The following is a 25,664-nucleotide window of genomic DNA, read 5'->3' on the forward strand; positions in this document are numbered from 1 at the left end:
GCTCAGAGCTCGCGCGCCGACAGCACGCAGAACTCGTTGCCCTCGGGGTCGAGGAGCACGGTCCAGGTCGCGTCGGGTCCCTCGCCGACCGACGTGCGCTGCGCGCCGCGCTCGACCAGGCCCGCGACGAGGGCGTCGCGGTCGTCGTCGAGGTGCGGGGCGAGGTCGAGGTGGAGCCGGTTCTTGACCTGCTTGCCCTCGGCGACCGGCACGAAGACCAGACCCGGGCCGACCTGGTCCCAGGGGGTGGACCGGACCGACTCCAGGGTGACGTGGGCGGGGACCAGGGCCACCTCGGTGTCGTCCTCGAACACGACCTGCCAGCCCAGGGTTTCGGCCCACCAGCGAGACTGGGCGGCGATGTCGTGGCAGTCGATGACGGTGCTGTACCAGCGCAGGCTCATGGGTCCGTCCTACCCGTGACCGCGGACAGGGTGTGTCCGCTCGTCGTCGGGCAGGGGCGGGGTCACAGGTCGCCCACGAACAGCAACCGGTCCGGCGACCCGTGCAGGTCGCCCCTCAGGGCGCCGGTCGTCGCGTGCCGCAGGAGCCAGCGCCGCACCTTCGCGGGGCCGGCCTTCGGGTGGGTCGAGAGGTGGAGCGCTGCCGCCCCGCTGACGTACGGCGCCGCCCACGACGTGGCCGCGCCGTCGGCCGTGACGATCCTGTCGGGGTCGATCATCGGGCTCACGACCGAGGTCACCTGCTCGCCCGGCGCGAACAGGTCGACGCAGCGTCCGTGGTCGAGCCCGGCGTCGCGGTCCGTGCGGGTCGAGGCGGTCACCGTGACCACCGACGGCAACCCCGCCGGCGGGAAGCGGCAGGCGTCCTCGCCGGCGTTGCCCGCGGCGGCCACGACGGTGACGCCCCGGGCCACGACGCGTGCGACCGCGGCCCGGACCGTCGGGGCCGGCTGCTCGACGTTGAGCGACAGGTTGGCGACCGCGGGACGCGTCGCGTGGTCGGCGACCCAGTCGAGGGCCCGCACGATGCGCCTCACGCGCTGCGCCTCGGTGGCGTCCCCGGAGCCGCCCTCGCAGCCGTCGAAGGCGCCGACCGAGACCAGGCGGGCCTTCGGGGCGACGCCGGTCCTGCGGCCGCCGATGATGCCGGCGACGAAGAGCCCGTGGTCGATGCCCGACTCCAGGATGCAGCCGCGACCGTTGCGCAGGCCGACGGAGGCCCGGTCGCCGAGCTCGGCGTTGGTCGGGTCGAAGCGGCCGTCGACGACGTAGACCGTCACGCCCTCGCCCTGGCTGCGGACGGTGAACGCGGAGTCGAGGGGTCGGGCGCGCTGGTCGATGCGGTCCAGGGCCCACCCGGGCCCGCGTCGCACCACGGGGGTCGGGGACGACGTCGCTCCGCTCAGCGCAGTCGTCCCGGTCGCCCGTGCAGCGCTCGTGCCGGGGTCGGTGCCGGTGCCGGTGCCCGCCGGGGTGCTCGAGCACGCGGCGAGCGCGAGCACCGCGAGGGCCGCGGCGCCGGCCCGGACCGTGCGGTGACCACGCAGGTGCGGCATGCGCCGAGGGTAGGCCTCGGCGGGCCCTGCCGACACCCCTCGACGCCGGCCGCGGGCAGAAGGGCGGGTGGGAGACTCGGCGCGTGGAGGCGGCGGAGGCGTTGCGGCACCAGGCCCGGTCGTGCGCCGCGCTCGGGTCGCCGATGTACGCCGACCTGCTCGACCGGCTGGCCGACGACTGCGCCGCCGGTGGGCCCACGGCCCGGGTGCTGCGCGACCACCAGGACGTCCCCGGTCCGACCGCGGTCGCCCTGCGGCTGCTCGGCAGCGTCCACCGCCTGGTGCTCGAGCGTCGCGCCGGCGCGCTCGCGCTCAGCTGGCCCAGCGTCGGCGGCACCTGGGAGCCCGGGACCGGGGCCGCCGCGGTGCTGGCCCTGCTGGAGGAGCGTCCCGACGAGGTCCGCGCCCGGCTGGACCGCCCGCCCCAGACCAACGAGGTCGGCCGCGCCTGCGCCCTGCTCGGCGGGCTGCTGCACCTGCCCGACGCCCTCCGGCTGCCGGTGCAGCTGGTCGAGCTGGGCGCCTCGGCCGGGCTCAACCTGCTGGCCGACCGGTTCGTGGTGACCGAGGGCCCCGGACCCGGCGGCGCGGGCGGTCGGGTGCTCCAGGGCGACCCGGCGTCCGGCGTACGGCTGGAGGGGGCGTGGGCCGGGCGCGAGCTGCGTCCCTGGCCCGGTCTCGAGGTGGTCGAGCGCCTCGGCTGCGACCCCCACCCCGTCGACCCGACCACCACCGAGGGCCGACTGGCGCTCACGGCGTACGTCTGGCCCGACCAGGTGCACCGTCTCGAGCGGCTGCGCGGTGCCCTGGCCGTGGCCGCCGACCACCCGGTCGACGTGCGCCGCAGCACGGCCGCCGAGCTGGTCGACGCCCTCGAGCTGCGCGAGGGGTGCACGACGGTGGTGTGGCACAGCGTGATGTGGCAGTACCTCGACGTGGCCGAGCAGGACCACGTGGTGCGGAGGCTGGAGGAGCTGGGGCGGGCGGCCGGTCCCCACGACCCGCTGGTCCACCTGGCCCTGGAGCCCCGGCGTCGCGGGGCCGGCACGCCCCACGACTTCTGGGTGGTGCTGCGCACCTGGCCCGGCCCGCCCGAGGAGGTCGTGGTCGGTCGCTCGGTGGCGCACGGGATGCCCACCACCTGGCTCTGACCGGTCCGGTGGTGGGCCGGTGACGGGTCGGAGGCGGCTCGGCGCGGGCGAAAAGTCCTCGCCCCCGTGGGGGTCCGGGTGCGACGGTGGACCCCCGGCCGGGACCCCCGGCCGTCCCGACGCGAGGAGGCACCATGGCCGACCAGACACCTGATCACCAGCCGACCCAGGACGAGATCAAGGCCAAGATGCGCGAGGCGCTCGACCGCAAGCAGGCACACCTCCACCCCGACGACAGCGCCGGCGCCAAGGCCAAGGCCCACGGCTCCGAGGTCGTCGGCGGCGCCCCCAAGATGCACCGCCGCAAGGCCGGCGGGGGCGGCAGCTGACCCGCACCACGATCGGGGAGGACCACTGCCACCTGGTGGCAGTGGTCCTCCCCGCTGTCGCGCGGCGCGGCGTGAGGAATCCCACGGCCCCTCCCGGTGCCGGGCCGGGTCCGACAGGATGAGCCGGTCGTCACCGTCGTCGTCACGAGGAGATCCGCATGCAGTTCGGCCGCAGCTACGAGGAGTTCGAGGTCGGGGCGATCTACCGGCACTGGCCCGGCAAGACGGTCACGGAGTTCGACGACCACATGTTCTGCCTGCTGACGATGAACCACCACCCGCTGCACCTCGACACCCACTACGCGGGGGAGACCACGCAGTTCGGGAAGAACGTCGTGGTGGGCAACTACGTCTACTCGATCCTGCTCGGCATGAGCGTGCCCGACATCTCCGGCAAGGCGATCGCCAACCTGGAGGTCGAGTCGCTGCGCCACGTGGCACCGACGTTCCACGGCGACACCCTGTACGGCGAGACCACCGTGCTCGACAAGTGGGAGTCGACGAGCAAGGACGACCGGGGCGTGGTGCACGTCGAGACCATCGGCTACAACCAGGACGGCAAGGTCGTGTGCCTGTTCCGCCGCAAGGTGATGGTGCCCAAGGACAGCTACCTGACCGCGCGCGGCGGCGAGCAGCCCGGTCGGCCGGTGCCGCAGCCCGACAGGTCCTGGCCCGGGCACGCGGCGGACGCCACGTGAGCGGCCCCCGGGGTCCGCAGGACTCCGAGCTGTGGGTGGTGCGCCACGGGGAGACCGAGTGGAGCCGCGACGGGCGGCACACCTCGACCACCGACCTCGACCTGACCGCCGAGGGGGCCGAGGTCGCCCGCGGCCTGGCCGGGCGCCTCGCCGGCGAGGAGTTCGACCTGGTGCTGAGCAGCCCGCGGCTGCGGGCCCGGGTGACGGCCGAGCTGGCCGGCTTCGCCGAGGTGGAGACGACCGAGGACCTGGCCGAGTGGGACTACGGCGACTACGAGGGACTCACCACGCCGCACATCCGCGAGCAGGTGCCCGGCTGGACGGTCTGGTCCCACCCCTGCCCCGGAGGCGAGACCGCGGCCCAGGTGGCCGAGCGGCTCGACCGCGTCGTGGCGCGCGTGCAGGACGCGGGGGTGCGGGCGATCGTCTTCAGCCACGGCCACGCCTCGCGCGTGCTGGCCGCGCGCTGGCTGGGGCTGCCCCCGGAGGACGGCCGGCACTTCGTGCTCGGCACCGCGACCCTCTCGACCCTGGCCTGGGAACGGGAGTCGCCGGCCGTGGCGCGCTGGAACGCCTGAGCACTACGGTGTGGTCGTGTCGCTCGCGGCCTCGTGTCCCCGCTGCACCTCGCCGGTCTCCGGCGAGGCGGAGGAGTTCGCCTGCTCGGTGCACGGCCCGACCCAGCCGCTGTGGCGCCCCGCGCACGCCGACTACGACGCCTTCGCCGAGCTCGTCGGCCGCATCGACGACTTCCCGACGTACCTGCCCTGGCCGATGAGCCCGGGCTGGTCGATCGCCGACTTCGGCTGCGTCGGCGCCGGTGACCGCGTGCAGGCCACGGTCACCACGACCGTCGGCGTCAGCGACCTCGACGGCGACGTCGGGGTCACGCTCGTCTCGGAGGACCCCGGCGTGGGGCTCGGCGCGCGCTGCAGCGGCACGGCGTACGACGACCCGGGACCGCAGATCAGCAACGGCCCGCCGGCCGTCCACGTGCGGGCCGGCGGTCGCAGCGTCCCGATGTGGCTGGTCGACCCGGACGGGGACGCTCCAGACGACGAGGTGCTCGCCCGGGCGGTGTTCGCCGGCGAGGCCGACGGTCGCTGGCTGTGGCTGGTGATCCGGCCGGCGTCGGCGGCGCTGCTGCTCCACGACGAGTGGCTGCTGGCCGACGTGACGGGCTTCGGGCCGGAGGCGCTGGAGATGCCGTTCGGGGGCGATCGACCCACCTGGTGAGACGGCACGCCCCACCGCGGGGCGCCACGCCGCTCCGGGGCCTGGACGCTCCCGCAGGGCCCCCTCGCCTGGGGCACAATAGGCGGCGATGACCACTCACGTCCTGGCCGTGGCCAACCAGAAGGGTGGGGTCGCCAAGACCACCACCGTCGCCTCGCTCGGCGCTGCCCTGGCCGAGCAGGGCCAGAAGGTCCTGCTCGTCGACCTCGACCCCCAGGCCTGCCTCACCTTCAGCCTCGGCATCGACCCCGAGGACCTGGAGCTGTCGGTGCACCACGTGCTGACCAAGGGCCTGGACCCGACCGAGGTCATCATCGAGACCGACGACGGCGTCGACCTGCTGCCGGCGACCATCGAGCTGGCCCGCGCCGAGGCCGACCTGCTGACCCGCACCGGCCGCGAGTACGTCATCCGCGGCGCGATCGAGGACACCTCCGGCTACGACTGGGTGCTGCTCGACTGCCCGCCGTCGCTGGGCGTGCTGACCGTCGCCGCCCTGACCGCGGCGACGGGCGTGCTGATCCCGCTGCAGTGCGAGACGCTCTCGCACCGCGGCGTCGGGCAGCTGCTCGACACCGTCCACGACGTGCGCCGCTTCACCAACCGCGACCTCGAGGTCTGGGGCGTGCTCCCGACGATGTTCGACGGCCGCACCACCCACTCGCGCACGGTCCTGGAGACCATCTCCGAGACCTACGACCTGGCCGTGATCGAGCCGCCGATCCCCAAGTCGATCCGCTTCGCGGAGGCCCCGGCCGCGGGTCGCTCGATCCTCAAGACCTCGCGCAGCAACAAGGGTGCGCAGGCCTACCGCGACGTCGCCACCGCCCTGCGGGCCCGGGCCTGAGCGTGCGGCCCGCCCCGCGTCGGCCCCGCTCGTGGGGCCGGCCGTCGCTGGTCGTGCTCGCGGGCGCCACGACGGCGGTCTCGCTGCTCGGCAGCCTGGGGGTGATCCCGGCCGGTGGCCCCGCCGCGGCGGCCCGCCCGGCTCCCGCCGAGGTGGCGTCGCTCTCGTCGGGACAGGTGCTGCCCGACGCCCGCCCGCCCGGACGGCGGCAGCAGGAGCAGGCGCCCGCCGTGCTGGGTGCCAGCGGCGCGGGCACCCGGGTGGTCTTCGACATGGGCGAGCAGCGGGTGTGGCTGGTCCAGGCCGGCGCGGCCGGCGCCGAGGACGTCGTGCGTCGCACCTACCTGGCCTCAGGCAGCGTCTACGACAACCTGCAGCCCGGGACCTACGAGGTCTACTCGCGCTCGCGCCACGCCGTCGGCATCGGTGACTCCGGGACGATGGAGTACTTCGTGCGGTTCACCCGCGGCGCCAACGCCGCGATCGGCTTCCACAGCATCCCCGTCCACGACGGCGAGCCGGTGCAGAGCCGGGCCCAGCTCGGCACCCCGCTCTCGCACGGGTGCATCCGCCAGGCCCGACCGGATGCGCGGGCGCTGTGGGACTTCGCGCCGGTCGGCACCCCGGTGGTCGTCACCGCCTGAGCGGGCGTCCAGCGGGGTCCGACCGGAGCAGGTCCGGGCAGGTCAGCCGTCGGAGCCGGTGCCCGAGGCGGGCGCGCTGTCGCTGCTGCCGCCACGGGTGCGGCGACGGTTGCGGTTGCGCTTGCGCGCCGGGCGGTCGCCGGACTCGCCGCCGTCGGTGGCGGGACCGGTCGTCGTGGCCGCGGGAGCCGGGGCAGCCGAGTCGGACGAGCGCCCGCCCTCGCTGCGACCGCTGCGCGAGCGACCACGGCCGCCGTCGCGACCCCCGTCACGACCGCCGTCACGACCGCCGCGGCCACCGCTGCCGCCGCGCCCGTCGGTGCGGGGCTGGCGCTCGATGACGACCTGGCCCTCGGGGATGAGGCGACCCTTGATCCCCTTCGGGATGCCCTGGTCGTGGAGGAAGTGCTCGGAGCTGGAGTAGGTCTCGGCCGGGTCGTCGAACGGCAGGTCGAGCGCCTTGTTGATCATCTTCCAGCGGTGCAGGTCGGCCCAGTCGACGAAGGTGATCGCGATGCCGGTGGCGCCGGCGCGGCCGGTGCGGCCGATCCGGTGGACGTAGGTCTTCTCGTCCTCGGGGCAGGTGTAGTTGACGACGTGGGTCACGCCGGTGACGTCGATGCCGCGGGCGGCGACGTCGGTGGCCACGAGCACCTGGAGCTTGCCCTCGCGGAACTTGGTCATGGCCTTCTCGCGGGCGGCCTGCGCCATGTCGCCGTGCAGCGGCGCGCTGACGAAGCCGCGCATCTCGAGGTCGTCGGAGATCCGCTGCGCCTGGCGCTTGGTGCGGGTGAACACGATCATCAGGTCGGCGCCCTCGGCCTGCAGCAGCCGGCCGAGCATCTCCGGCTTGTCGAGGTCGTGGGCCTGGTAGATGAACTGGGCCGTGGCCGGCACCATCTGGTTGTCCTCGCCGGACTCGGCGCGGATGTTCATCGGGTGGCGCATGTGGGTCCGCGCCAGGGCCACGATCGCGGCCGGCATGGTCGCCGAGAACAGCATCGTCTGGCGGGTCTCCGGGGTCTGCTTGAGCAGCCGCTCCACGTCGGGCAGGAAGCCGAGGTCGAGCATCTCGTCGGCCTCGTCGAGCACGAGCGACTTCACGTGCGAGATGTCGAGGGCGCGGCGGTTCATCAGGTCGATGAGGCGACCCGGGGTGCCGACGACGACGTCGACGCCCGACGCGAGGGCGTCGAGCTGGCCCTCGTAGGGCACGCCGCCGTAGACGGTGAGCACGCGCAGGCCGCGGAGCGAGCCCGCCAGCGTCAGGTCCTTGCTGACCTGGAGCGCGAGCTCGCGGGTCGGCGCGACGACGAGCGCCTGCGGCTTGCCGGGGGCGGCGAGGTCGTCGAAGTCCGGGTCCTGCTGCGCGACGGCGCGCTGCAGGACGGGGATGCCGAAGGCCAGGGTCTTGCCGGTGCCCGTGCGGGCCTGGCCGATCAGGTCGGTGCCCATGAGGGCGACGGAGAGGGTCATCTCCTGGATGGGGAAGGGCGTCGTGATGTTGACGCTCTCGAGTGCGGCGGCAATCTCGGGGTGGACCCCGAGCTCTCGGAAGGTGGTCAGGATCTTGGCCTGTTCTGTGCTGACCCGACACGCGGGTCGATCGTCTGAGGGGTCGTGTCACGACCACTGGCGAGCCACTCGCAGAACTTCGTCAGCAGGCGCACCCGGGGGTGCAACCGCGACGCCGCTGTCCAGGCGGTGCGGGGGCATCAAGCCTGCGGCCCGCCCCGAGTCTATCGGTAGGGTGCGCCCATGACCGAACCGTCGCGTGACGACACCCCCGACGAGACCCCCGGGGCCGCCGACGAGGTCGACTCGGTGGCCTTCGAGGACCCCGCCTACCGGGCCGCGGTCGTCGACCTCCTCGGCGTCATCACCTACGGCGAGATCTCGGCGTTCGAGCGCCTGGCCGACGACGCGAAGCTGGCCCCGCGCCTGGCCGACAAGCTGGCGCTGCGCCAGATGGCGACCGTCCAGTTCGGCCACGTGCAGCCGCTGATGGACCGGATCGCCACCCTGGGGGCCGACCCCATCGAGGCGATGGCGCCGTTCACGACGCCCTTCGACGTCTTCCACGCCGCGACCGCGCCCAACGACTGGCTCGAGGGCCTGGTCAAGGCGTACGTCGGCGACGGCCTCGCCGCCGACTTCTACGTCGAGATCGCGATGTTCCTCGACGCGGGCACCCGCCAGCTGGTGATCGACTCGCTGGCCCACGCCGGCCAGGCCGACTTCGTGGTCGACCGGGTCCGCCGCGCCATCGAGGACGACCACCGGGTCGGGGGCCGCCTCGCGCTCTGGGGCCGCCGCCTGATGGGGGAGGCGCTCTCGCAGGCGCAGCGCGTCGCCGCCGAGCGCGACTCGCTGGCCGCCCTGCTCGCCGGCGGCGTCGACCGCCCCGGCATGGACCTCGCCGCCCTCGCCCGGATGTTCAGCCGGCTCACCGAGAACCACGCCAAGCGGATGGCCGAGCTCGGCCTCGCGTCGTAGCGCGTGACGCGGGTCACCCGCAGAGAAGTTGCTTGCAGCAACCAACTAATCTTATAGTTGACCTATGTCAACCACTGTCGAGCTCTCCCGGGCCGGCCGTGAGCGCACCGAGGCCGTCTCGGGCCTGTTCGACGCCCTGATCGCCTTCAGCAGGTCGCTGAAGGCGCGGGGGGCCGACTGGTCCCAGCTGTCCGACGACCTGTCCCGTGGCGACATCGTCACGCTCGGCGTGCTCGACGCCCACGGGAGCATCCGCCCCGGCCACATCGCGGCCAAGCTGTCCGTCGACCCCTCGGTCGTCAGCCGGCAGCTCGCCGGCCTGCACCGCCTCGGCCTGGTCGAGCGGGGGCCCGACCCCGCCGACCGGCGCGCCGAGCTGATCAGCCTCACCGCCACCGGGCGCGAGCGGCTGCTCCAGGCGCGCGACGCCATGTGCGCCGCGCTCGCCGACCGGCTCGACCACTGGGGCCTCGACGAGGTCCGGACCGCGACCGCCATGGTCGAGGACCTCGGCCAGCGGCTCCACGAGCCGCTCGCCCGCCCCCCGGTCGCCGGCACGACCACCGACCACTCCACCCGCACCACCGCAGCAGCGAAGGACACCCCATGACCGACACCGCGACACGACCCGCCGTCGCGCCCACCACGGACTACTCCCACAAGGAGATCGTCGAGGTGCTGATCGGACTGCTCTCGGCCCTGTTCGTGGCCATCCTGAGCACCACGATCGTCTCGACGGCCCTGCCCACGATCATCGCCGACCTCGACGGCACCCAGACGCAGTACACCTGGGTCGTCACCGCCTCGCTGCTCGCGATGACGGTGACCAGCCCGATCTGGGCGAAGTTCTCCGACCTCTACAACAAGAAGCTGCTCGTCCAGCTGGCCATCGGCATCTTCGTGGTCGGCTCGCTGGCCGCCGGCGCCGTGCAGAACGTGCCCGAGCTGCTCGCCGCCCGCGCCGTGCAGGGCCTCGGCATGGGTGGCCTGATCGCGCTCACCCAGTCGATCATCGCCTCGATCATCCCGCCCCGGCAGCGCGGTCGCTACAGCGGCTACATGGCCGGCGTCATGGCCGTCGCCACCGTCTCGGGCCCGCTCCTGGGCGGCCTGATCGTGGACAGCCTCGGCTGGCGCTGGTGCTTCTGGGTGGCCGTGCCGTTCGCGGTCGCCGGCCTGGCGATGCTGCAGAAGTTCCTCCAGGTCGAGACCATCCGCCGCGAGGTCCGCATCGACGTCCTGGGCGCGCTGTTCATCACCGTGGCCGCCGCCCTGCCGCTCGTGTGGGTCTCCTTCGCCGGCACCAGCTTCGCCTGGTGGTCCAGCGCCACGGCGTGCTTCCTCGTCGGCACCCTGGTCGCCCTCGTCGGCGCGGTCGTCGTCGAGCGTCGCCACTCCGACCCGCTCGTGCCGCCGCGGATCATCGCCGACAAGATGACGATGCTCTCGATCGCCGGCTCGCTGGCCGTCGGCGTCGCGCAGTTCGGCGCGTCGGTCTTCCTGTCGCAGTACTTCCAGGTCGCCCGGGGCCACACGCCCACCGAGGCCGGCCTGCTGATGCTGCCGCTCATCGTCGGCAACCTCTTCGGCGCCACCGGGTCGGGGCAGTACATCACCCGCACCGGCCGCTGGAAGGGCGTCATGGTCCTCGGCGGGGTGCTGCTGTCCGGCGGCCTGCTGCTCATGGGCACGGTCACCCACACCAGCCCGCTGTGGCACCTGTCGGCGTACATGGTCGTGATGGGCCTGGGCACCGGCGCGCTGATGCAGAACCTCGTGCTGGTCGTGCAGAACACCGTCGACGTCACCGACGTCGGCGCCGCCTCCGGCGTGGTGACCTTCTTCCGCTCGCTCGGCGGCACCATCGGTGTCGCGGCGCTCGGTGCGGTCCTCGCCAGCAGCGTCAGCGACCGGATCGCCACCGCGCTGGGCACCAGCGGCGGCACCGGCAGCACCGGCAGCACGCTCGACCTCAGCGGCCTGCCCGCCCCGGTCGTGGAGACCATCCGGGCGGCGTACGCCGACTCCACCGCGGAGGTCTTCATGATCGCCGGCCTGGTCGCCCTGGTGACGCTGGTCGCGGTCGTGCTGATGCCCGTCAGCGAGCTGCGCACCACCATCCGCAAGACCGAGCCGCAGGAGGCCGACCGCCCGGTCGAGGACGCGCTCGTCTGAGCCGTCCACGCCACCCGCAGCAGCAGCGAGGCCCCCGTCCCGGTGGACGGGGGCCTCGTGGCGTGCCGGGGGAGCGGCGGTGCTGTGGCTCAGCCGGCCAGGGCCTCGCGCACGGCCTCGGCCGTCGGCAGCGGCTCGCGGCCCAGCAGCCGGGCGAGGTCGTCGGTCGGGACCAGCAGCTCGCCCGCGGAGATGCCGCGGTCGACGTCGGCGAAGGTCTCGGCGGCGGGCCGCGGGAGGCCGGCGCCGACGAGGACCTCGACCAGCTGCGCCTGCGGCACGTCGGTGTAGGCGACCTGCGCGCCGGACACCTCGCTCACGACCGCGGCCAGCTCGGCCAGCGTTACGGCCGGCCCGCCCAGCTCGTACGTCGCGCCCGCGTGGCCGTCCTCGAGCAGCACGGTGGCGGCGGCCTCGGCGTACTCCCGGCGCAGGGCGAGGCTGACGCGTCCCTCGCCGGCGGCGCCGACCATGCCGTGCTCGAGGTAGGTCGGCAGCTGGGCGGTGTAGTTCTCGACGTACCACGCGTTGCGGAGCAGCACGTGGGGCAGGCCGGAGGCGGTGACGACGGCCTCGGTGCCGGCGTGCTCGGCGGCGAGCAGCAGCGGCGTGGTGGCGGCGTGCGGCGCGGAGGTGTAGGCGAGCAGCGACACCCCGGCGTCGACGGCGGCCTCGACCACGGCCGTGTGCTGGGCGACCCGCTGGCCGAACTCGTTGCCGGAGACCAGCAGCACCCGCTCGGCACCGTCGAGCGCCTCGCGCAGCGACGCGGGGTCGGCGTAGTCGGCGCGGCGCACGTCGACGCCACGGTCGGCGAGGTCCTGCAGCGCCTCGGTGCGGCGACCCGTCGCGACGATCCCGGCGGGGTCGGCGCCCCGGGCGAGCAGCGACTCGACGACGAGGCGGCCGAGCTGGCCGGTGGCTCCGGTGACGACGATGGACATGGTGGTTCCTCTCGGTGCGGGGGCCGCACGGTGCGACCCGGCACCGGCGCAACGGGAACACCCGACGGCTGCTTCCCGTTGGAGAGCAGGCACCTTGAAGTGCCGTAGCCACCCCGAGGAAAGCCATGCCGACCACGCCCGTGACGCCCGCCGCCGACCCCTACTCCGCCGCCTGCCCGAGCCGGCAGCTCCTCGACCGGATCGGCGACAAGTGGACGGTGCTCGTGCTCGGGGTGCTGACGCAGTCGCCGCGGAGGTACGGCGAGATCGCGCGGGCCGTCGAGGGCGTGAGCCAGAAGATGCTGACCCAGACGCTGCGCCACCTCGAGCGCGACGGCATGGTGGTGCGCACGGTGCACGCGACGGTGCCCGTGCGGGTCGACTACGAGCTGACCGACCTCGGTCGCTCGCTCAGCGGGCCGCTGGCCGTGCTGGAGGCCTGGGCCGTCGAGCACATCGACGTGATCGAGCAGGCCCGGGCGGCGTACGACGCCCCCGCGCCCGGCGAGGGCAGCGGGGGCGTCGGGGACGGCCGGGGCGTCAGGAGCGGAAGCCGACCGTCCCGGTGACGCTGGTGGAGATGTCGACGTAGGCGAGCTTGGAGCCGGGCACGACGACCCGGCGGCCCTTGGCGTCGCTCAGCGCGAGCACGCCGCCGTCGTCGGCGAGCGCCGCGGAGACGGCCTGCTCGACCGCGTCGGAGTCGAGGGTGGTGTCGATGACGATCTCGCGGGTGACGTTCTGGACGCCGATCTTGACCTCCATGCGGAGGGCCTCCTGAGGTGGTGGGGGTGGGCGTGGGGCGGGTGGAGCCGGTGGGGGACGGTCAGCGCTCGTCGGTGCGGGGGTAGCCGCCGATGCCGCGCCAGGCCAGCCCGGCGACCAGCGAGGCGGCGTCGCCCTGCGAGATGGTGCCGGTCTCCTGGAGCCAGAACCGTGCGCTGACCTGACCCATTCCGACCAGCGACACGGCCAGCAGCTGCGACTGCTCGGCCGGCAGGCCGGTGTCGTCGCGGATCACGTGGGCGATCAGCTTGGCGCACTCGGTGGTGACCCGGTCGATGCGGGCGCGGACCGCCGGCTCGTTGGTCAGGTCGGACTCGAAGACCAGCCGGAAGGCGCCCTCGGCGCCGGCGACGTACTGGTAGAAGGCGTGCATCGTCGCGGTCACGCGGTGCTTGTTGTCGTCGGTCGACTCCAGCGCGGCGGCAGCGGCGTTGATCATCGCGTCGCACGACTCGTCGAGCAGCGCGAGGTAGAGGTCGAGCTTGCCGGGGAAGTGCTGGTAGAGCACCGGCTTGGAGACGCCGGCCCGCTCGGCGATGTCGTCCATCGCGGCGGCGTGGTAGCCCTGCGCGACGAAGACCTCACGGGCTGCGGTCAACAGCTGGGCGCGCCGGGCCCTCCGCGGCAGCCGCACCCCACGTCCGGTGGACGCGGGCGCGGGCAGCTCCTCGCGGTGGTCCGTCCGAGACTCGTCGATGCTGCTCACCCGCGGAACACTACAAGCAGGTCCGGGTCGGCCCCGGTCCGGCGATCCCCGCGGCGGGACGGGCGTCCGGATCGCGGGCAGGTGGCGGCCCGGCGCGCCGGGCGGGGAGCATGGGGGGTCGGCACCCACGGGCCGCGGCGCGGGAACACCCCGCCGGCGACCGGCGTTGTGCCGCAAGACGCCCCCAACACGAGGAGATCCAGCCGTGTCCCTTCCCGCTCTGGTCGAGCCGGCCGCCGAGCTCACGACGGACGAGGTACGCCGCTACAGCCGCCACCTGATCATCCCCGACGTGGGCATGACGGGGCAGAAGCGGCTCAAGAACGCCAAGGTGCTGGTCATCGGCGCCGGCGGTCTCGGCAGCCCCGCACTGCTCTACCTGGCCGCCGCCGGCGTCGGCACGCTGGGGATCGCCGAGTTCGACGAGGTCGACGAGTCCAACCTGCAGCGCCAGATCATCCACGGGCAGTCCGACATCGGGAAGTCCAAGGCGCTCTCGGCCAAGGAGTCGATCGCCGAGGCCAACCCGCTGGTCGAGGTGGTCCTGCACGACGAGCGCCTCGACAACGACAACGTGCTGGAGATCTTCGCCCAGTACGACCTGATCGTGGACGGCACCGACAACTTCGCGACCCGCTACATGGTCAACGACGCGGCGTACTTCCTGGGCAAGCCGTACGTCTGGGGCTCGATCTACCGCTTCGACGGGCAGGCCAGCGTCTTCTGGCCGACCCTCGAGGGTGCCGACGCCCCCTGCTACCGCTGCCTCTACCCCGAGCCCCCGCCGCCGGGCATGGTGCCGAGCTGCGCGGAGGGCGGCGTCCTGGGCGTGCTGTGCGCGAGCATCGGCTCGATCCAGGTCAACGAGGCCATCAAGCTGCTCACCGGCATCGGCGACGCCGCCGTCGGCAAGCTGGTCATCTACGACGCCCTCGAGCTGGAGTGGCGCACGCTCAAGGTCCGCAAGGACCCCAACTGCCGGCTGTGCGGCCCGAACGCCGACGTCACCGAGCTGATCGACTACGAGTCGTTCTGCGGCGCGGTCTCCGAGGAGGCGGCCGACGCCGCCGCGGGCTCCACCATCTCCGTCACCACGCTCGAGCACATGCTCAAGGAGCGCGAGGAGGGCAGCCGCGACTTCGTCCTGGTCGACGTGCGCGAGCAGAACGAGTTCGAGATCAATCGGATCCCCGGCTCGGTGCTCATCCCCAAGGGCGAGTTCCTCAACGGCAACGTCTTCGACCAGCTCGGCCAGGACAAGCCGGTCGTGCTGCACTGCAAGTCCGGTGTCCGCTCGGCCGAGGCGCTGGCCGTGCTCAAGGGCGCCGGCTACGACGACGCGGTCCACGTGGGCGGCGGCGTGGTCGCCTGGGTCAACCAGATCGACCCCTCGCAGCCGTCGTACTGACCCACGCCCCACCGCTCCACCCGGACGGCCCGTCCCCCCTGGGGGCGGGCCGTCCGTCGCGTCCGGCGTAACCCGGGCGGGGTTCGTGCGTTGTGTCCTGCATCACGCCCTGACCGCGACCCGGAAGGCCCGCCTCCATGCGCCTGTCCCGCACGCTGCTCACCACCGCCTCCGCCGCGACGCTCGCCGTCGCCGGCCTCGCCGCTACGACCGGTGCCGCGGACGCCGCGCCCTCGTGGGCGCCGGCCGACACCGCGGCCATCCACCCCGGCACGATGATGTACACCGACGGCGCCCAGTGCACCGCCAACTTCGTGTTCACCGACGGCTCCGGCGCGACGTACGTCGGCTACGCCGCGCACTGCGCCGGCACCGGCGCCGCGACCGACACCGACGGCTGCGCGTCCGACTCGCTGCCGCTGGGCACCCGGGTCCGCTTCGCCGAGGGCGGCAACCTGGCCTCCGAGGGCACCACCGTGGGCGAGGGCACGCTGGCCTACAGCTCGTGGGCCACCATGGACGCGATCGGCACCACCGACGCCGCCACCTGCGCCTACAACGACTTCGCGCTGGTCCGGGTGGACGCCGACGACGTCGCGGAGGTCAACCCGTCCGTGCCGTTCTGGGGCGGTCCGGTCGGCATCGACACCGACGGCACCGCCGCGGGCGACCGGGTGTGGAGCTACGGCAACTCCAGCCTGCGTGCCGGGCTCGAGCCGCTCTCGCCCAAGACCGGCGCCAGCCTCGGCGACGACGCCGCCGACGAGGGCTGGAGCCACCCGCTCTACACCGTCACCCCGGGCATCCCGGGCGACTCCGGCTCGGGCTTCCTGTCCGCCGGCGGCAAGGCCGTCGGCACCCTCTCGACCCTGGGCCTGGCCCCGCTGCCGGCGTCCAACAACATCGGCGACCTGTCGCGCGAGCTGGCCTTCGCCCAGCAGCACTCCGGCCTGTCCGGCCTGCAGCTGGAGAACGGCACCGAGCCGTTCGACCCGATCCTCTGAGGTCGCCCGCCCTGGCTGCGGCGGCGTCCCGATCGAGGGGTTCGGGGCGCCGCCGTCGTTCGCCGGCCGGGTTGGCAGGATCGGGGGCGTGGACCCCGAGGACTACGTCGAGCACGTGCTCGCGACGGTCGAGCTGGTGCCGCGCGGGCGGGTGACGACGTACGGCGCCATCGCCACGCACGTCGCCGACCCCCGGCGCCGGGGGCCGCGCTCGGTCGGGCGCGTGATGTCCCTGCACGGCGGCTCGGTCCCGTGGTGGCGGGTGGTGCGGGCCGACGGGTCGCTGCCGCCCAGCCACGACGACGAGGCCCGGGCCCACTACCTCGACGAGGGCACGCCGCTGCGGCCGTCGGGCCGCATCGACATGCCGGCGGCGTACTGGGAGCCGGGGGAGGCGCCCGCGTGAGCGCGGACGGGGTGCCGGCCCGGGTGCGGGTCCGGCTGTCGGCGCCGGGTGTTTGGGTGGAGGCGTGAGAGCCGAGCCCGACGCCCCCCGCTACCGGCTCGCGCGCACCGAGCACGTCGCGGTCGGGCGGCCGCCGCTCGACGCCGCCCAGCAGTCGGTCGTCGACCACCCCGGCGGGCCGCTGCTGGTGCTGGCCGGACCGGGCACGGGCAAGACCACGACGCTGGTCGAGGCCATCGTCGAGCGCGTCGAGACCGGCGGTGCCTCGCCCGACCAGGTCCTCGCGCTCACCTTCAGCCGCAAGGCCGCTGAGCAGCTGCGCGACCGGGTCACCGCGCGGCTGGGCCGCACCACCTCGACCACCACCTGCGCGACCTTCCACTCCTTCGCCTACGGGCTGATCCGGCGCTACGCACCCGCCGACCTCTACCTGGGCCCGCTGCGGCTGCTCAGCGCCCCGGAGCAGGACGTCGTGCTGCGCGAGCTGCTGGTCGACACCCCCGAGTCGGTCCGCTGGCCCGAGGCGCTGCGCCGGGCGGCCCAGACGCGCGGCTTCGCCCACGAGGTGGCGGCCGTGCTCGGCCGGGCGCGGGAGAAGGGGCTCGACGGCGAGCAGCTGAGCGAGCTCGGGCGGCGTCACGACGCCCCCGAGCTGGTGGCCGCGGGCCACTTCCTCGACCAGTACCTCACGATCCTCGACGACCTCGGCGCCACCGACTACTCCGACCTGATCCGCCGGGCCACCCTCGAGGCCCAGGTGCACCGCGAGGAGCTGCGGCGCGAGCTGCGCCACGTGTTCGTCGACGAGTACCAGGACACCGACCCCGGCCAGGTGGCGCTGCTCCGGGCCCTGGCCGGCGACGGCCGCGACCTCACCGTGGTGGGCGACCCGCACCAGTCCATCTACGGCTTCCGCGGCGCCGACGTCCGCGGCATCCTCGACTTCCCCCACGCGTTCCCGCGCGCCGACGGCCGTCCGGCCGACGTGGTCGCCCTCGGCACCACCCGACGCTTCGGGCCGCGCGTGCTCGCCGCGACGCAGCGGGTGGCCCACCGGCTGCCGCTGCCCGGCGGCCTGCCCGAGCAGGCGCGCGAGGCGTTCCTGCGTCCCGTGGCCGCGGCCGGGAGCACCGGTCGGGTCGAGGTGGCGACCTTCGACACCGAGCGGGCCGAGGCCGAGCACCTCGCCGACCTGCTGCGCCGTGCCCACCTCGAGGACGGCGTGGCCTGGCACGACATGGCCGTGCTGGTCCGCTCCGGCCGCGGCTCGATCCCCGGCCTGCGCCGCTCGCTCGGCGCCGCGGGCGTGCCGGTGGAGGTCGCCGGCGACGACGTGCCGCTCGTGCGCGACCCGTCGGTGCGACCGCTGCTCGACGCGCTGCGCGCCGTGCTGCACCTCGACGACGAGGACCCCGACGACGTCGGCTTCCTCGACCCCGGCCGGGTCGAGGCGCTGCTGACCGGACCCCTCGGCGGGCTCGACGCGGGTGACGTGCGACGGCTGTCGCGGGCGCTCCGGGCGCGCGAGAAGGAGGCGGTCGAGGTCGGCGAGGCGGACGCCCCCCGCCCCCGGACCTCCCGCGAGCTGCTCCGCGAGGCCGTGCTGCGGCCCGGCTTCCTCGCCGGTCTCCCCGAGGGGCCGGAGGTGCTGCGGGCCCGGGCGCTGCAGCAGCTGCTCCACCGGGCGCGCGGCCAGCTCGACGACGGCGCCACCGCCGAGGAGCTGCTCTGGACGCTGTGGTCCGGCACCACCTGGCCCGCACGGCTGCGGCGCTCGGTCGAGGCCGGCGGGGGTGCGGCCCGCCGCGCCCACCGCGACCTCGACTCGGTGGTGGCGCTGTTCGCCGCGGCCGCCCGGGCCGAGGAGCAGCGCGACCACCACGGCGTCGAGACCTTCGTGGCGACCCTGGTCGCCCAGCAGCTGCCGGCCGACACGCTGGCCGAGCAGGGGGTGCGCGGGTCCGCCGTGCGGCTGCTGACCGCGCACCGCTCCAAGGGCCTGGAGTGGCGCCTGGTCGTGGTGGCCCACGTCCAGGCCGAGGGCTGGCCCGACCTGCGGCGCCGCACCACGCTGCTGCAGGCCGACCGCATCGGCGTCGACGAGCTCGTGCCCCCGCTGAGCAGCCGCGAGCTGCTGGTCGAGGAGCGGCGGCTGTTCTACGTCGCCTGCACCCGCGCCCGCGAGCGGCTGGTCGTCACCGCGGTGGCCTCGCCCGAGGACGACGGCGAGCAGCCCAGCCGCTTCCTGGAGGAGCTGGGCCTCGAGCCGCGCCGGGTCGTCGGCCGGCCGCCGCGCCCGCTGTCCATGGCCGGGCTGGTCGGCGAGCTGCGTCGGACCGTCACCGACCCGGAGACCCCGCCGGCGCTGCGGGACGCCGCGGCGTCCCGGCTCGCCCGGCTGGCCCGGGAGCAGGGCCACGGCCGCCCGACCGTCCCGCAGGCCGACCCGGCCACGTGGTGGGGCACCCGGGCCGCGACCCGCTCCGAGCAGCCCGTGCGCGACCCGCAGCAGCCGGTGCCGGTCTCGGCGAGCGTCCTCGAGTCGATGGCCCAGTGCCCCACCCAGTGGTTCCTCCAGCGCGAGGCCGGCGGCACCGACCGGGTCCACCAGTCGGCCAACCTGGGCCAGCTGCTGCACGCCCTGGCCGACCGCGTCGCCACCGGCGAGCTGCCCGGGGACCCGGAGGCGGTCGAGGAGCTGATGGCGCACGTCGAGGCGGTGTGGGACCGCCTGGAGTTCCGCACTCCCTGGTCCCGGGCCCGCGAGCACGCCCGGGTGCGGGCCGCGCTGGGCCGCTTCCTGCGCTGGCACCGCGACAACCCGCGCCGCCTGCTCGGCACCGAGACCCACTTCGCGACCGAGGTCGTGCTCGACGACGGCGAGCGGGTCCGGATCAGCGGCTACGCCGACCGGGTCGAGGTGGACGCCGACGGCCAGGTGGTGGTCGTCGACCTCAAGACCGGCCGCACGGTGCCCAGCGGGGTGGCCGTGCAGAAGCACCGCCAGCTCGGGCTCTACCAGTACGCCGTGGACCACGGCGCCGTCGACCCGGTGCTCGCCGACGCCGGGCTGGCGCTCCCCGGGCGCAGCGGCGGGGCCGAGCTGGTGCAGCTGGGCAGGCTCGACGACTCGACCGACGCCGTGGTCCAGCAGCAGCAGGTGCAGCCGGAGGGCGGTCGCGAGCGCGACCAGCTGCGCGGCGAGCTGGCCCGGGCCGCGGCCTTCCTGCGCGCCGAGTCGTTCCCGGCGACCCCCGGGCCGCACTGTCAGGACTGCTCGTTCGTGGCCGTGTGCCCGGCCCGCAGCGCCGGCTCGGTGGTCCAGCAGTGAGGCGCATCGACTCCCCGGCCGACCTGCGCGAGGTGATGCGCAGCGACTACGAGGTCAGCCCCCAGCAGTGGCAGGCGATCTCGGCGCCGCTCTCGCCCGCGGTCGTCATCGCCGGGGCAGGGTCGGGCAAGACCACCCTGATGGCGGCCCGCGTCGTCTACCTCGTGGTGACCGGCCAGGTGCGGCCCGACCAGGTGCTCGGCCTGACCTTCACCACCAAAGCGGCCAGCGAGCTGCGCGCCCGGATCCGCCAGGCCCTGGTGACCGCGGGCGTCCTGGGGCCCGAGCGGCCCGCCCCCACCGCTCCGGGGGAGGACGTCGAGGACGTCCTGGAGCCGACGGTGGTCACCTACAACGCCTACGCCGCCAACCTGCTGGCCGACCACGGCCTGCGGATCGGCCACGAGCCCGACACCCGGGTGATCACCGACGCCTCGCGCTACCAGCTCGGTGCGCGGGCGGTCGAGCGCTACACCGGCGACGTGCAGGTGCTCTCCGACCACCCGCCCACGGTCATCCAGAACCTGCTCGCCCTCGACGGCGCCATGACCGAGCACCTCGTCACCCCCGAGCAGGTCCTCGCGCTCGACGCCGAGGCGCGGGCGGGTTTCGCCCGGGCGCTCGAGGAGGAGGCGGCCGGCAAGGACCGCAAGACCTACCGGGAGCCGCTGGCCAAGGCGATGTCGGCCATCGACCGCCGCGGCGACCTCATGGGCCTGGTGCGCTCCTACCGCCGGCTCAAGGCCGACCTCGGCCTGATGGACTTCGCCGACCAGATCGCGCTCGGCGCGCGCCTGGCCCGGGAGCAGCCCGAGGTGGGGGCGCTGGAGCGGCAGCGGTTCACGGTGGTGATGCTCGACGAGTACCAGGACACCTCGGTCGCCCAGGCGCAGATGCTGGCGCGGCTGTTCTCGGGCCCCTCGGCCGCGCAGGGGCTGGGCCACGCCGTCACCGCGGTGGGCGACCCCAACCAGGCGATCTACGGCTGGCGCGGCGCCTCGGTCTCCAACATCCTCGGCTTCGCCGAGACCTTCCCCGCGCTCGACGGACGGGTCCCGGTGCTGCCGCTGACGGTCAACCGGCGCTCGGACCGCCGCATCCTCGAGGCCGCCAACGCCCTGGCCCAGCCGCTGTACGACGCGCTGCCCGACGTCGCACCGCTCACCCCGGCCAGCGGTCGCGAGGGCCGGGTCACCACGCGGGTCTTCGAGACCGCCGACGAGGAGCTGGACTGGCTGCTCGAGGAGGTGCGCGCGACCCACGACCCCGAGGGCGGGCCCGACGCCGCCACCGCGTGGTCCGACATCGGCGTGCTGACCCGCGACAACAGCACCGCCGAGGCGGTCTTCGACACCCTCACCGCCGGTGGCGTGCCGGTCGAGATCGTCGGCCTGTCCGGCCTGCTCCGGCTGCCGGAGGTGGCCGAGGTGGTGGCCGTGCTGACGCTGCTGCACGACGTCACCGCCAACCCCGCGCTGCTGACCCTGCTGACCGGGCCTCGGTGGGCCGTGGGACCGCGCGACCTCAAGCTGCTGGGCGAGCGGGCGGCCGAGATCGCCGGGCGCCGGGCCCGCACCGACGGCCCGGTCCCGATCGCGCGCGAGCTCACCGAGATCGCCGACGGCATCGACCCCGCGGAGACGGCGGCGCTCTCCGACGCGCTGACCGACCCGGGGGAGGCGGCGTACTCCCCGGAGGCGCGCGAGCGCTTCGGCCTGCTGGCCGGCGAGCTGCGCGGGCTGCGCTCGGCGGTCGGCGAGCCGATCCTCGACGTGGTGCGGCGCATCGTCGACGTCACCGGCGTCGACGTCGAGCTCGCGTCGGCCGTCAGCCCCGCGGCGGGCGCGCGTCGCGACAACCTCGACCTGTTCCTCAAGGCCGTGGCGGAGTTCCAGGCCATCGACGGCGACGTGACGCTGCCGGCGCTGCTGGCCTACCTCACGGCCGAGGACGACCAGGGCAACGGCCTCGACGTCGCCACGCCGACCGAGGCCGACTCGGTCAAGCTCCTCACCGTGCACCGCTCCAAGGGCCTGGAGTGGCACTCGGTCTTCCTGGTGGGGGTCTGCGAGACGCGGTTCCCCTCCAACCGCTCGCGCACCCTGTGGACCTCCTCGCCGGCGGTGCTGCCCGCGCCGCTGCGCGGCGACGCCGGCGACCAGCCGCAGCTGCGCGGCCACGACAAGGCGGCGCTCGACGCCTACCGCGCCGACACCCGCGCCCACGACGCCGAGGAGGAGCTGCGCCTGGGGTACGTCGCCCTCACCCGCGCCGCCCGGCGGCTCTCGGTCACCTCCCACCTGTGGGGCACCCGGGCCACGCCGTTCGGGCCCTCGTCCTACCAGGCCCAGCTGCGGTCCCAGGTCGAGGCGTGGGGCGAGGAGGTGGTCTGGCTCGACAAGCCCGAGAAGGGTGCGGCCAACCCCTACGACCAGGTCGACCAGTCCTCCCCGTGGCCGCTCACCGGCGTCGGCCGCGAGGCGTCGCTGCGGCTGGCCGCCGCCGAGGTGGTCCGGGCCGCCGACCCCGACGCCGAGGACCACGGGCTCGACATGATCGAGACCGCCCGGGTGGCCGACTGGGACGCCGAGATCGAGCGGCTGCTCACCGAGGCACGGGCCGACCGCGCCGACGTGGTCGAGGTGCCGTTGCCGGCGAGCCTGTCGGCGACGGCCGTCGTGCGCCTGCGCGAGGACCCGGCCGGCTTCGCCCGCGACCTGGCGCGGCCGATGCCGCGCCGGCCCTCGCCGGCCGCCCGCTTCGGCACTCGCTTCCACGCCTGGGTCGAGGCCCGCTTCGACCAGCAGGCGCTGCTCGACCCCGACGAGCTCGCGGGCCGGGGCGACGAGGGCATCGACGACGAGGACGACCTGCGCGAGCTGGTCGCCACCTTCGAGTCGGGTCCCTTCGCCGACCGGGTGCCCCACGCCGTCGAGGCGCCCTTCTCGCTGGTGCTCGCCGGGCAGGTGGTGCGCGGGCGCATCGACGCGGTGTACGCCGAGCCGGACGGCCGCTGGCTGGTCGTCGACTGGAAGACCAGCGCCACCCAGGAGGCCGACCCGCTCCAGCTCGCGCTCTACCGCCTCGCCTGGGCCGAGCTGCAGGGCGTGGGGCTCGACCGGGTCGGGGCGGCCTTCCACCACGTCCGCACCGCCGAGACGGTCGTGCCGGACGCGCTGCCCGACCGGGCCGCGCTGGAGGCCCTGGTCAGGCCACCGGCGCGCTGAGCCCGTCGTCGGCCGGCCCCAGGGCGGCCTCGAGCGCGATCTCCACCATGGCGGAGAAGGTCTGCTCGCGCTCCTCCGCGGTGGTCTCCTCCCCGGTGACCACGTGGTCGCTCACGGTGCACACGGCCAGCGCCCGGCGGCCGTGGGCCGCGGCCAGCGTGTAGAGCGCGCTGGCCTCCATCTCCACGGCCAGCACGCCGTGGGCCACCATCGGCTCGGTCAGCTCGGGGCGGGGGTTGTAGAAGGTGTCGCCCGAGAAGACCAGGCCGACGTGGGCGGTGACGTCGTCGCGCCGCTGCGCCGCGTCGTACGCCGCCCGGAGCAGGCCGAAGTCGGCCACCGGCGCGTAGTCGAGGCCGTGGAACCGCAGCCGGTTCATCGAGGAGTCCGTGCAGGCGCCCGACGCGATGACCACGTCGCGCACCGCGACCCGCTCGGTGAGCGCGCCGCAGGAGCCGACGCGCACGACCTGCTGGACGTCGTACGCGGAGAACAGCTCGTGGACGTAGATCGCCATCGACGGCTGGCCCATGCCCGACCCCTGGACCGACACCGGGAGGCCGCGCCAGGTGCCGGTGAACCCGAGCATGCCGCGGACCTCGCTGTGCAGGACGGCGTCGTCGAGGAAGGTCTCGGCGATCCAGCGCGCCCGCAGCGGGTCGCCGGGGAGCAGCACGGTGGGGGCGATCTGGCCGGGGGCGGCGCCGAGGTGGGTGCTCATGGGGGGAGCCTAGGTGCGTGGTCCCGCTCGCGGTGGGGGCTGTCGGCCCGGCTGGCTACCCTCCCCGCCATGGCGATCCACCCCGACCCGCACCCGCTCGAGCTGCCCGACCGTGACCAGGACTGGCTGCCCTGGGTGGAGGAGCGCGCGGCGACCGGCCTGGCCGAGGCACGGGCCCACGCCGCCCGGTTGGTGGAGGAGGCGCCGGGCGACCCGGCCGCGCTGCACCGTTGGAACGAGGTAGAAGTGGCGCTCGGCGACGTGCTGGCGCTGACCTCGCTGATGGGTGCCGTCCACCCCGACCCGGCCGTCACCGAGGCCGCCGAGCGACGCGAGGTCGAGGCGCGGGAGCTGGCGGGCGACCTGCGCCGCGACGACGCGGTCTTCGCCCGGCTCGACGCGGTCGACGCGTCCGCCCTCGACCCGGCCGCGGCCCGGGTGCTCGAGCACGCGCTGCGGTCCTTGCGCCGCGCCGGGGTCGCGCTCGACGGGCCGGACCGCGAGCGGCTGCGCGGACTCGACCGCCGCGCCGACGAGCTGGGCCAGCGGTTCCAGCGCACCGTGCGCGAGGGGCGGCTGGTGACCCGGGTGCCCGCAGCGTCGCTCGACGGCCTGCCCGAGGACTACCGCGCCTCCCACCGACCCGGCGACGACGGGCTCGTCGAGGTCAGCACCGACTACCCCGACACGCTGCCCTTCCTGACGCACTCCCGCGACGCCGACGCCCGGCGCGAGGTCGCCCGCTCGGCGCACCGGGTGGGCTGGCCCGACAACGACGTGGTCCTCTCGGAGCTGCTGCGCGTGCGCCAGGAGCGGGCCCGGCTGGTCGGGTACGCCGACTGGCCGACGTACGACGCCGAGGTCAAGATGGTCGGCACCGGAGCGGCCATCCCGGCGTTCCTCGAGGACGTCGCTGCGGCGACCGAGGTCGCCGGCCGCGCCGAGCTGGCCGAGCTGGAGCAGGTCGCCCGGGACGCCGGCGAGGAGCCGGTCGTCGACCACTCGTCGTGGCGCCACCTCACCGAGACGCTCAAGCGCCAGCGCTTCGGCGTCGACTCCCAGGAGGTGCGCCGCTACCTCGACGCCGGGCGGGTCCGCGAGGGCCTGCTCGGGGTGACGGGGCGGCTGTTCGGGCTGCGCTACGACCCCGTCGACGCCCCCACGTGGCACGACGAGGTGCACACCTACGACGTCGTCGACCAGGCCACCGGGCAGCGCCTGGGCCGCGTGCACCTCGACCTGCACCCGCGACCGCGCAAGTACAACCACGCGGCGCAGTTCACGCTGGTCTCCGGCCTGCGCGACCGGCGGCTGCCCGAGGGCGCCCTGGTGTGCAACTTCTCGCGCGGCCTGATGGAGCCCGACCACGTCGTCACCCTGTTCCACGAGTTCGGGCACCTGCTGCACCACGTGCTCGCCGGTCGCCACGAGTGGGCCGCGTTCTCGGGCGTGGCCACCGAGTGGGACTTCGTCGAGGCGCCCTCCCAGCTGCTGGAGGAGTGGGCCTGGGACGCCGAGGTGCTCCAGGGCTTCGCCCTCGACGCCGGGGGAGAGCCGATCCCGGCCGACCTGGTGGAGCGGATGCGGGCCGCCGACGCGTTCGGGCAGGCCCTCGCCACCCGCACCCAGCTCGGGTACGCCGCGATCTCGCACGGCTTCCACCAGGACCCGCCCGACGACCTCACGGCCGCGCTCGGGGAGCTGTTCGGCCGCCACGCGCTGATCCGGCTGGTCCCGGACACCCACTTCCACACCGGGTTCGGCCACCTGGTCGGCTACGGCTCGGCCTACTACACCTACACGTGGAGCCGGGTGATCGCGAAGGACCTCTTCTCGGCCTTCGACACCGACGACCTGTTCGCCCCGGAGGTGGCGGCCCGCTACCGCCGCGAGGTGCTGGAGCCGGGTGGCTCGCGCGACGCCGCCGACCTCGTCGAGGCCTTCCTCGGCCGGCCCCACGACCCGACGGCCTTCACCCGGTGGCTGGCGGGGGGCGGTGCGGACGGCAGCGGCACACCTGCTCGGTAGCCTGCGAG

General features: G+C 74.7%; 24 protein-coding genes. 17 read left to right on the forward strand and 7 right to left on the reverse strand.

Annotation, left to right across the window (positions count from 1 at the left end; translation table 11 throughout):
• Positions 1 to 2: 2 nt before the first annotated feature.
• A complete protein-coding gene (locus tag BLU55_RS17185; RefSeq protein ID WP_091732255.1) occupies positions 3 to 404 on the reverse strand; it encodes a VOC family protein in 402 nt (133 codons plus the stop codon).
• A gap of 62 nt (positions 405 to 466) precedes the next feature.
• Positions 467 to 1,519, reverse strand: a complete 1,053-nt coding sequence (locus BLU55_RS17190; protein WP_091732258.1) for a S8 family serine peptidase — start codon at positions 1,517 to 1,519, stop codon at positions 467 to 469.
• 83 nt (positions 1,520 to 1,602) lie between these two features.
• Here BLU55_RS17190 and BLU55_RS17195 point away from each other — a divergent pair, with 83 nt between their 5' ends.
• The 7 genes from BLU55_RS17195 to BLU55_RS17225 all read left to right on the forward strand — a co-directional run bounded on the left by BLU55_RS17195 (position 1,603) and on the right by BLU55_RS17225 (position 6,424).
• Positions 1,603 to 2,670 carry a DUF2332 domain-containing protein gene (locus BLU55_RS17195; protein ID WP_091732261.1) on the forward strand — a complete coding sequence of 356 codons (1,068 nt, stop codon included), beginning with the start codon at positions 1,603 to 1,605 and terminating at the stop codon, positions 2,668 to 2,670.
• Positions 2,671 to 2,804: 134 nt separating this feature from the next.
• On the forward strand, positions 2,805 to 2,999 hold the full coding sequence (locus BLU55_RS17200; RefSeq protein WP_091732263.1) for a DUF5302 domain-containing protein: 195 nt from the start codon (positions 2,805 to 2,807) through the stop codon (positions 2,997 to 2,999).
• A gap of 158 nt (positions 3,000 to 3,157) precedes the next feature.
• Positions 3,158 to 3,697: a MaoC family dehydratase gene (locus BLU55_RS17205; RefSeq protein ID WP_091732266.1), complete on the forward strand. Its 540-nt coding sequence runs from the start codon at positions 3,158 to 3,160 to the stop codon at positions 3,695 to 3,697.
• Positions 3,694 to 4,275, forward strand: coding sequence for a histidine phosphatase family protein (locus BLU55_RS17210; protein WP_091732268.1), 582 nt, complete (start codon positions 3,694 to 3,696; stop codon positions 4,273 to 4,275). Before BLU55_RS17205 ends, BLU55_RS17210 begins: the two co-directional genes overlap by 4 nt.
• A gap of 16 nt (positions 4,276 to 4,291) precedes the next feature.
• Positions 4,292 to 4,933, forward strand: coding sequence for a DUF6758 family protein (locus tag BLU55_RS17215; RefSeq protein WP_091734164.1), 642 nt, complete (start codon positions 4,292 to 4,294; stop codon positions 4,931 to 4,933).
• An 88-nt stretch (positions 4,934 to 5,021) separates the two neighbouring features.
• The gene (locus BLU55_RS17220) at positions 5,022 to 5,780 is read left to right on the forward strand and encodes a ParA family protein (protein ID WP_091732271.1); all 759 of its coding nucleotides are present in this window, start codon (positions 5,022 to 5,024) and stop codon (positions 5,778 to 5,780) included.
• 2 nt (positions 5,781 to 5,782) lie between these two features.
• The gene (locus BLU55_RS17225; RefSeq protein ID WP_091732273.1) at positions 5,783 to 6,424 is read left to right on the forward strand and encodes a L,D-transpeptidase; all 642 of its coding nucleotides are present in this window, start codon (positions 5,783 to 5,785) and stop codon (positions 6,422 to 6,424) included.
• A gap of 42 nt (positions 6,425 to 6,466) precedes the next feature.
• On the opposite strand, the gene BLU55_RS17230 is transcribed toward BLU55_RS17225, so the two are convergent.
• Complete coding sequence (locus BLU55_RS17230) at positions 6,467 to 7,900, reverse strand: DEAD/DEAH box helicase (protein WP_091732276.1); 1,434 nt, start codon at positions 7,898 to 7,900, stop codon at positions 6,467 to 6,469.
• A gap of 282 nt (positions 7,901 to 8,182) precedes the next feature.
• Between BLU55_RS17230 and BLU55_RS17235 the strand changes: the two genes are divergently transcribed.
• From BLU55_RS17235 to BLU55_RS17245, 3 genes are all read left to right on the forward strand, one after another.
• A complete protein-coding gene (locus tag BLU55_RS17235; protein WP_091732279.1) occupies positions 8,183 to 8,920 on the forward strand; it encodes a ferritin-like fold-containing protein in 738 nt (245 codons plus the stop codon).
• Between the two features lie 64 nt (positions 8,921 to 8,984).
• Positions 8,985 to 9,530, forward strand: coding sequence for a MarR family winged helix-turn-helix transcriptional regulator (locus BLU55_RS17240; protein ID WP_091732281.1), 546 nt, complete (start codon positions 8,985 to 8,987; stop codon positions 9,528 to 9,530).
• A complete protein-coding gene (locus BLU55_RS17245) occupies positions 9,527 to 11,095 on the forward strand; it encodes an MDR family MFS transporter (RefSeq protein ID WP_091732284.1) in 1,569 nt (522 codons plus the stop codon). Before BLU55_RS17240 ends, BLU55_RS17245 begins: the two co-directional genes overlap by 4 nt.
• 89 nt (positions 11,096 to 11,184) lie before the next feature.
• Here the strand turns inward: BLU55_RS17245 and BLU55_RS17250 are convergent, their stop codons facing one another.
• Complete coding sequence (locus BLU55_RS17250; protein WP_091732286.1) at positions 11,185 to 12,039, reverse strand: SDR family oxidoreductase; 855 nt, start codon at positions 12,037 to 12,039, stop codon at positions 11,185 to 11,187.
• 125 nt (positions 12,040 to 12,164) lie between these two features.
• Here BLU55_RS17250 and BLU55_RS17255 point away from each other — a divergent pair, with 125 nt between their 5' ends.
• Positions 12,165 to 12,608 (forward strand): winged helix-turn-helix transcriptional regulator, encoded by a 444-nt coding sequence (locus BLU55_RS17255; protein ID WP_091732288.1) that lies wholly within the window; start codon positions 12,165 to 12,167, stop codon positions 12,606 to 12,608.
• Here BLU55_RS17255 and BLU55_RS17260 read toward each other — a convergent pair.
• Positions 12,580 to 12,804 (reverse strand): DUF3107 domain-containing protein, encoded by a 225-nt coding sequence (locus BLU55_RS17260; RefSeq protein WP_091732291.1) that lies wholly within the window; start codon positions 12,802 to 12,804, stop codon positions 12,580 to 12,582. The two genes, BLU55_RS17255 and BLU55_RS17260, sit on opposite strands and share 29 nt — an antisense overlap.
• A gap of 61 nt (positions 12,805 to 12,865) precedes the next feature.
• A complete protein-coding gene (locus BLU55_RS17265) occupies positions 12,866 to 13,522 on the reverse strand; it encodes a TetR/AcrR family transcriptional regulator (protein WP_231917201.1) in 657 nt (218 codons plus the stop codon).
• A 214-nt stretch (positions 13,523 to 13,736) separates the two neighbouring features.
• On the opposite strand from BLU55_RS17265, the gene moeZ reads away from it, so the two are divergent.
• From moeZ to BLU55_RS17290, 5 genes are all read left to right on the forward strand, one after another.
• Complete coding sequence (moeZ, locus tag BLU55_RS17270; RefSeq protein ID WP_091732293.1) at positions 13,737 to 14,939, forward strand: adenylyltransferase/sulfurtransferase MoeZ; 1,203 nt, start codon at positions 13,737 to 13,739, stop codon at positions 14,937 to 14,939.
• A gap of 137 nt (positions 14,940 to 15,076) precedes the next feature.
• Complete coding sequence (locus BLU55_RS17275; protein WP_091732296.1) at positions 15,077 to 15,943, forward strand: chymotrypsin family serine protease; 867 nt, start codon at positions 15,077 to 15,079, stop codon at positions 15,941 to 15,943.
• An 88-nt stretch (positions 15,944 to 16,031) separates the two neighbouring features.
• Positions 16,032 to 16,349, forward strand: coding sequence for an MGMT family protein (locus BLU55_RS17280; RefSeq protein ID WP_197681031.1), 318 nt, complete (start codon positions 16,032 to 16,034; stop codon positions 16,347 to 16,349).
• Between the two features lie 64 nt (positions 16,350 to 16,413).
• The gene (locus tag BLU55_RS17285; RefSeq protein ID WP_091732298.1) at positions 16,414 to 19,680 is read left to right on the forward strand and encodes an ATP-dependent helicase; all 3,267 of its coding nucleotides are present in this window, start codon (positions 16,414 to 16,416) and stop codon (positions 19,678 to 19,680) included.
• Positions 19,677 to 22,907: an ATP-dependent helicase gene (locus tag BLU55_RS17290; protein WP_231916933.1), complete on the forward strand. Its 3,231-nt coding sequence runs from the start codon at positions 19,677 to 19,679 to the stop codon at positions 22,905 to 22,907. The genes BLU55_RS17285 and BLU55_RS17290 overlap by 4 nt, the downstream gene beginning before the upstream one ends.
• Here BLU55_RS17290 and deoD read toward each other — a convergent pair.
• Entirely contained in the window at positions 22,888 to 23,628 is a 741-nt protein-coding gene (gene deoD, locus BLU55_RS17295) for a purine-nucleoside phosphorylase (RefSeq protein WP_091732301.1), read from the reverse strand. The genes BLU55_RS17290 and deoD overlap by 20 nt on opposite strands.
• Before the next feature lie 69 nt (positions 23,629 to 23,697).
• Between deoD and BLU55_RS17300 the strand changes: the two genes are divergently transcribed.
• Positions 23,698 to 25,656 carry a M3 family metallopeptidase gene (locus BLU55_RS17300; RefSeq protein ID WP_091732304.1) on the forward strand — a complete coding sequence of 653 codons (1,959 nt, stop codon included), beginning with the start codon at positions 23,698 to 23,700 and terminating at the stop codon, positions 25,654 to 25,656.
• Positions 25,657 to 25,664: the final 8 nt, after the last annotated feature.

Origin of the sequence: Nocardioides scoriae (genome assembly GCF_900104965.1) — a bacterium.
Lineage (GTDB): Bacteria > Actinomycetota > Actinomycetes > Propionibacteriales > Nocardioidaceae > Marmoricola > Marmoricola scoriae.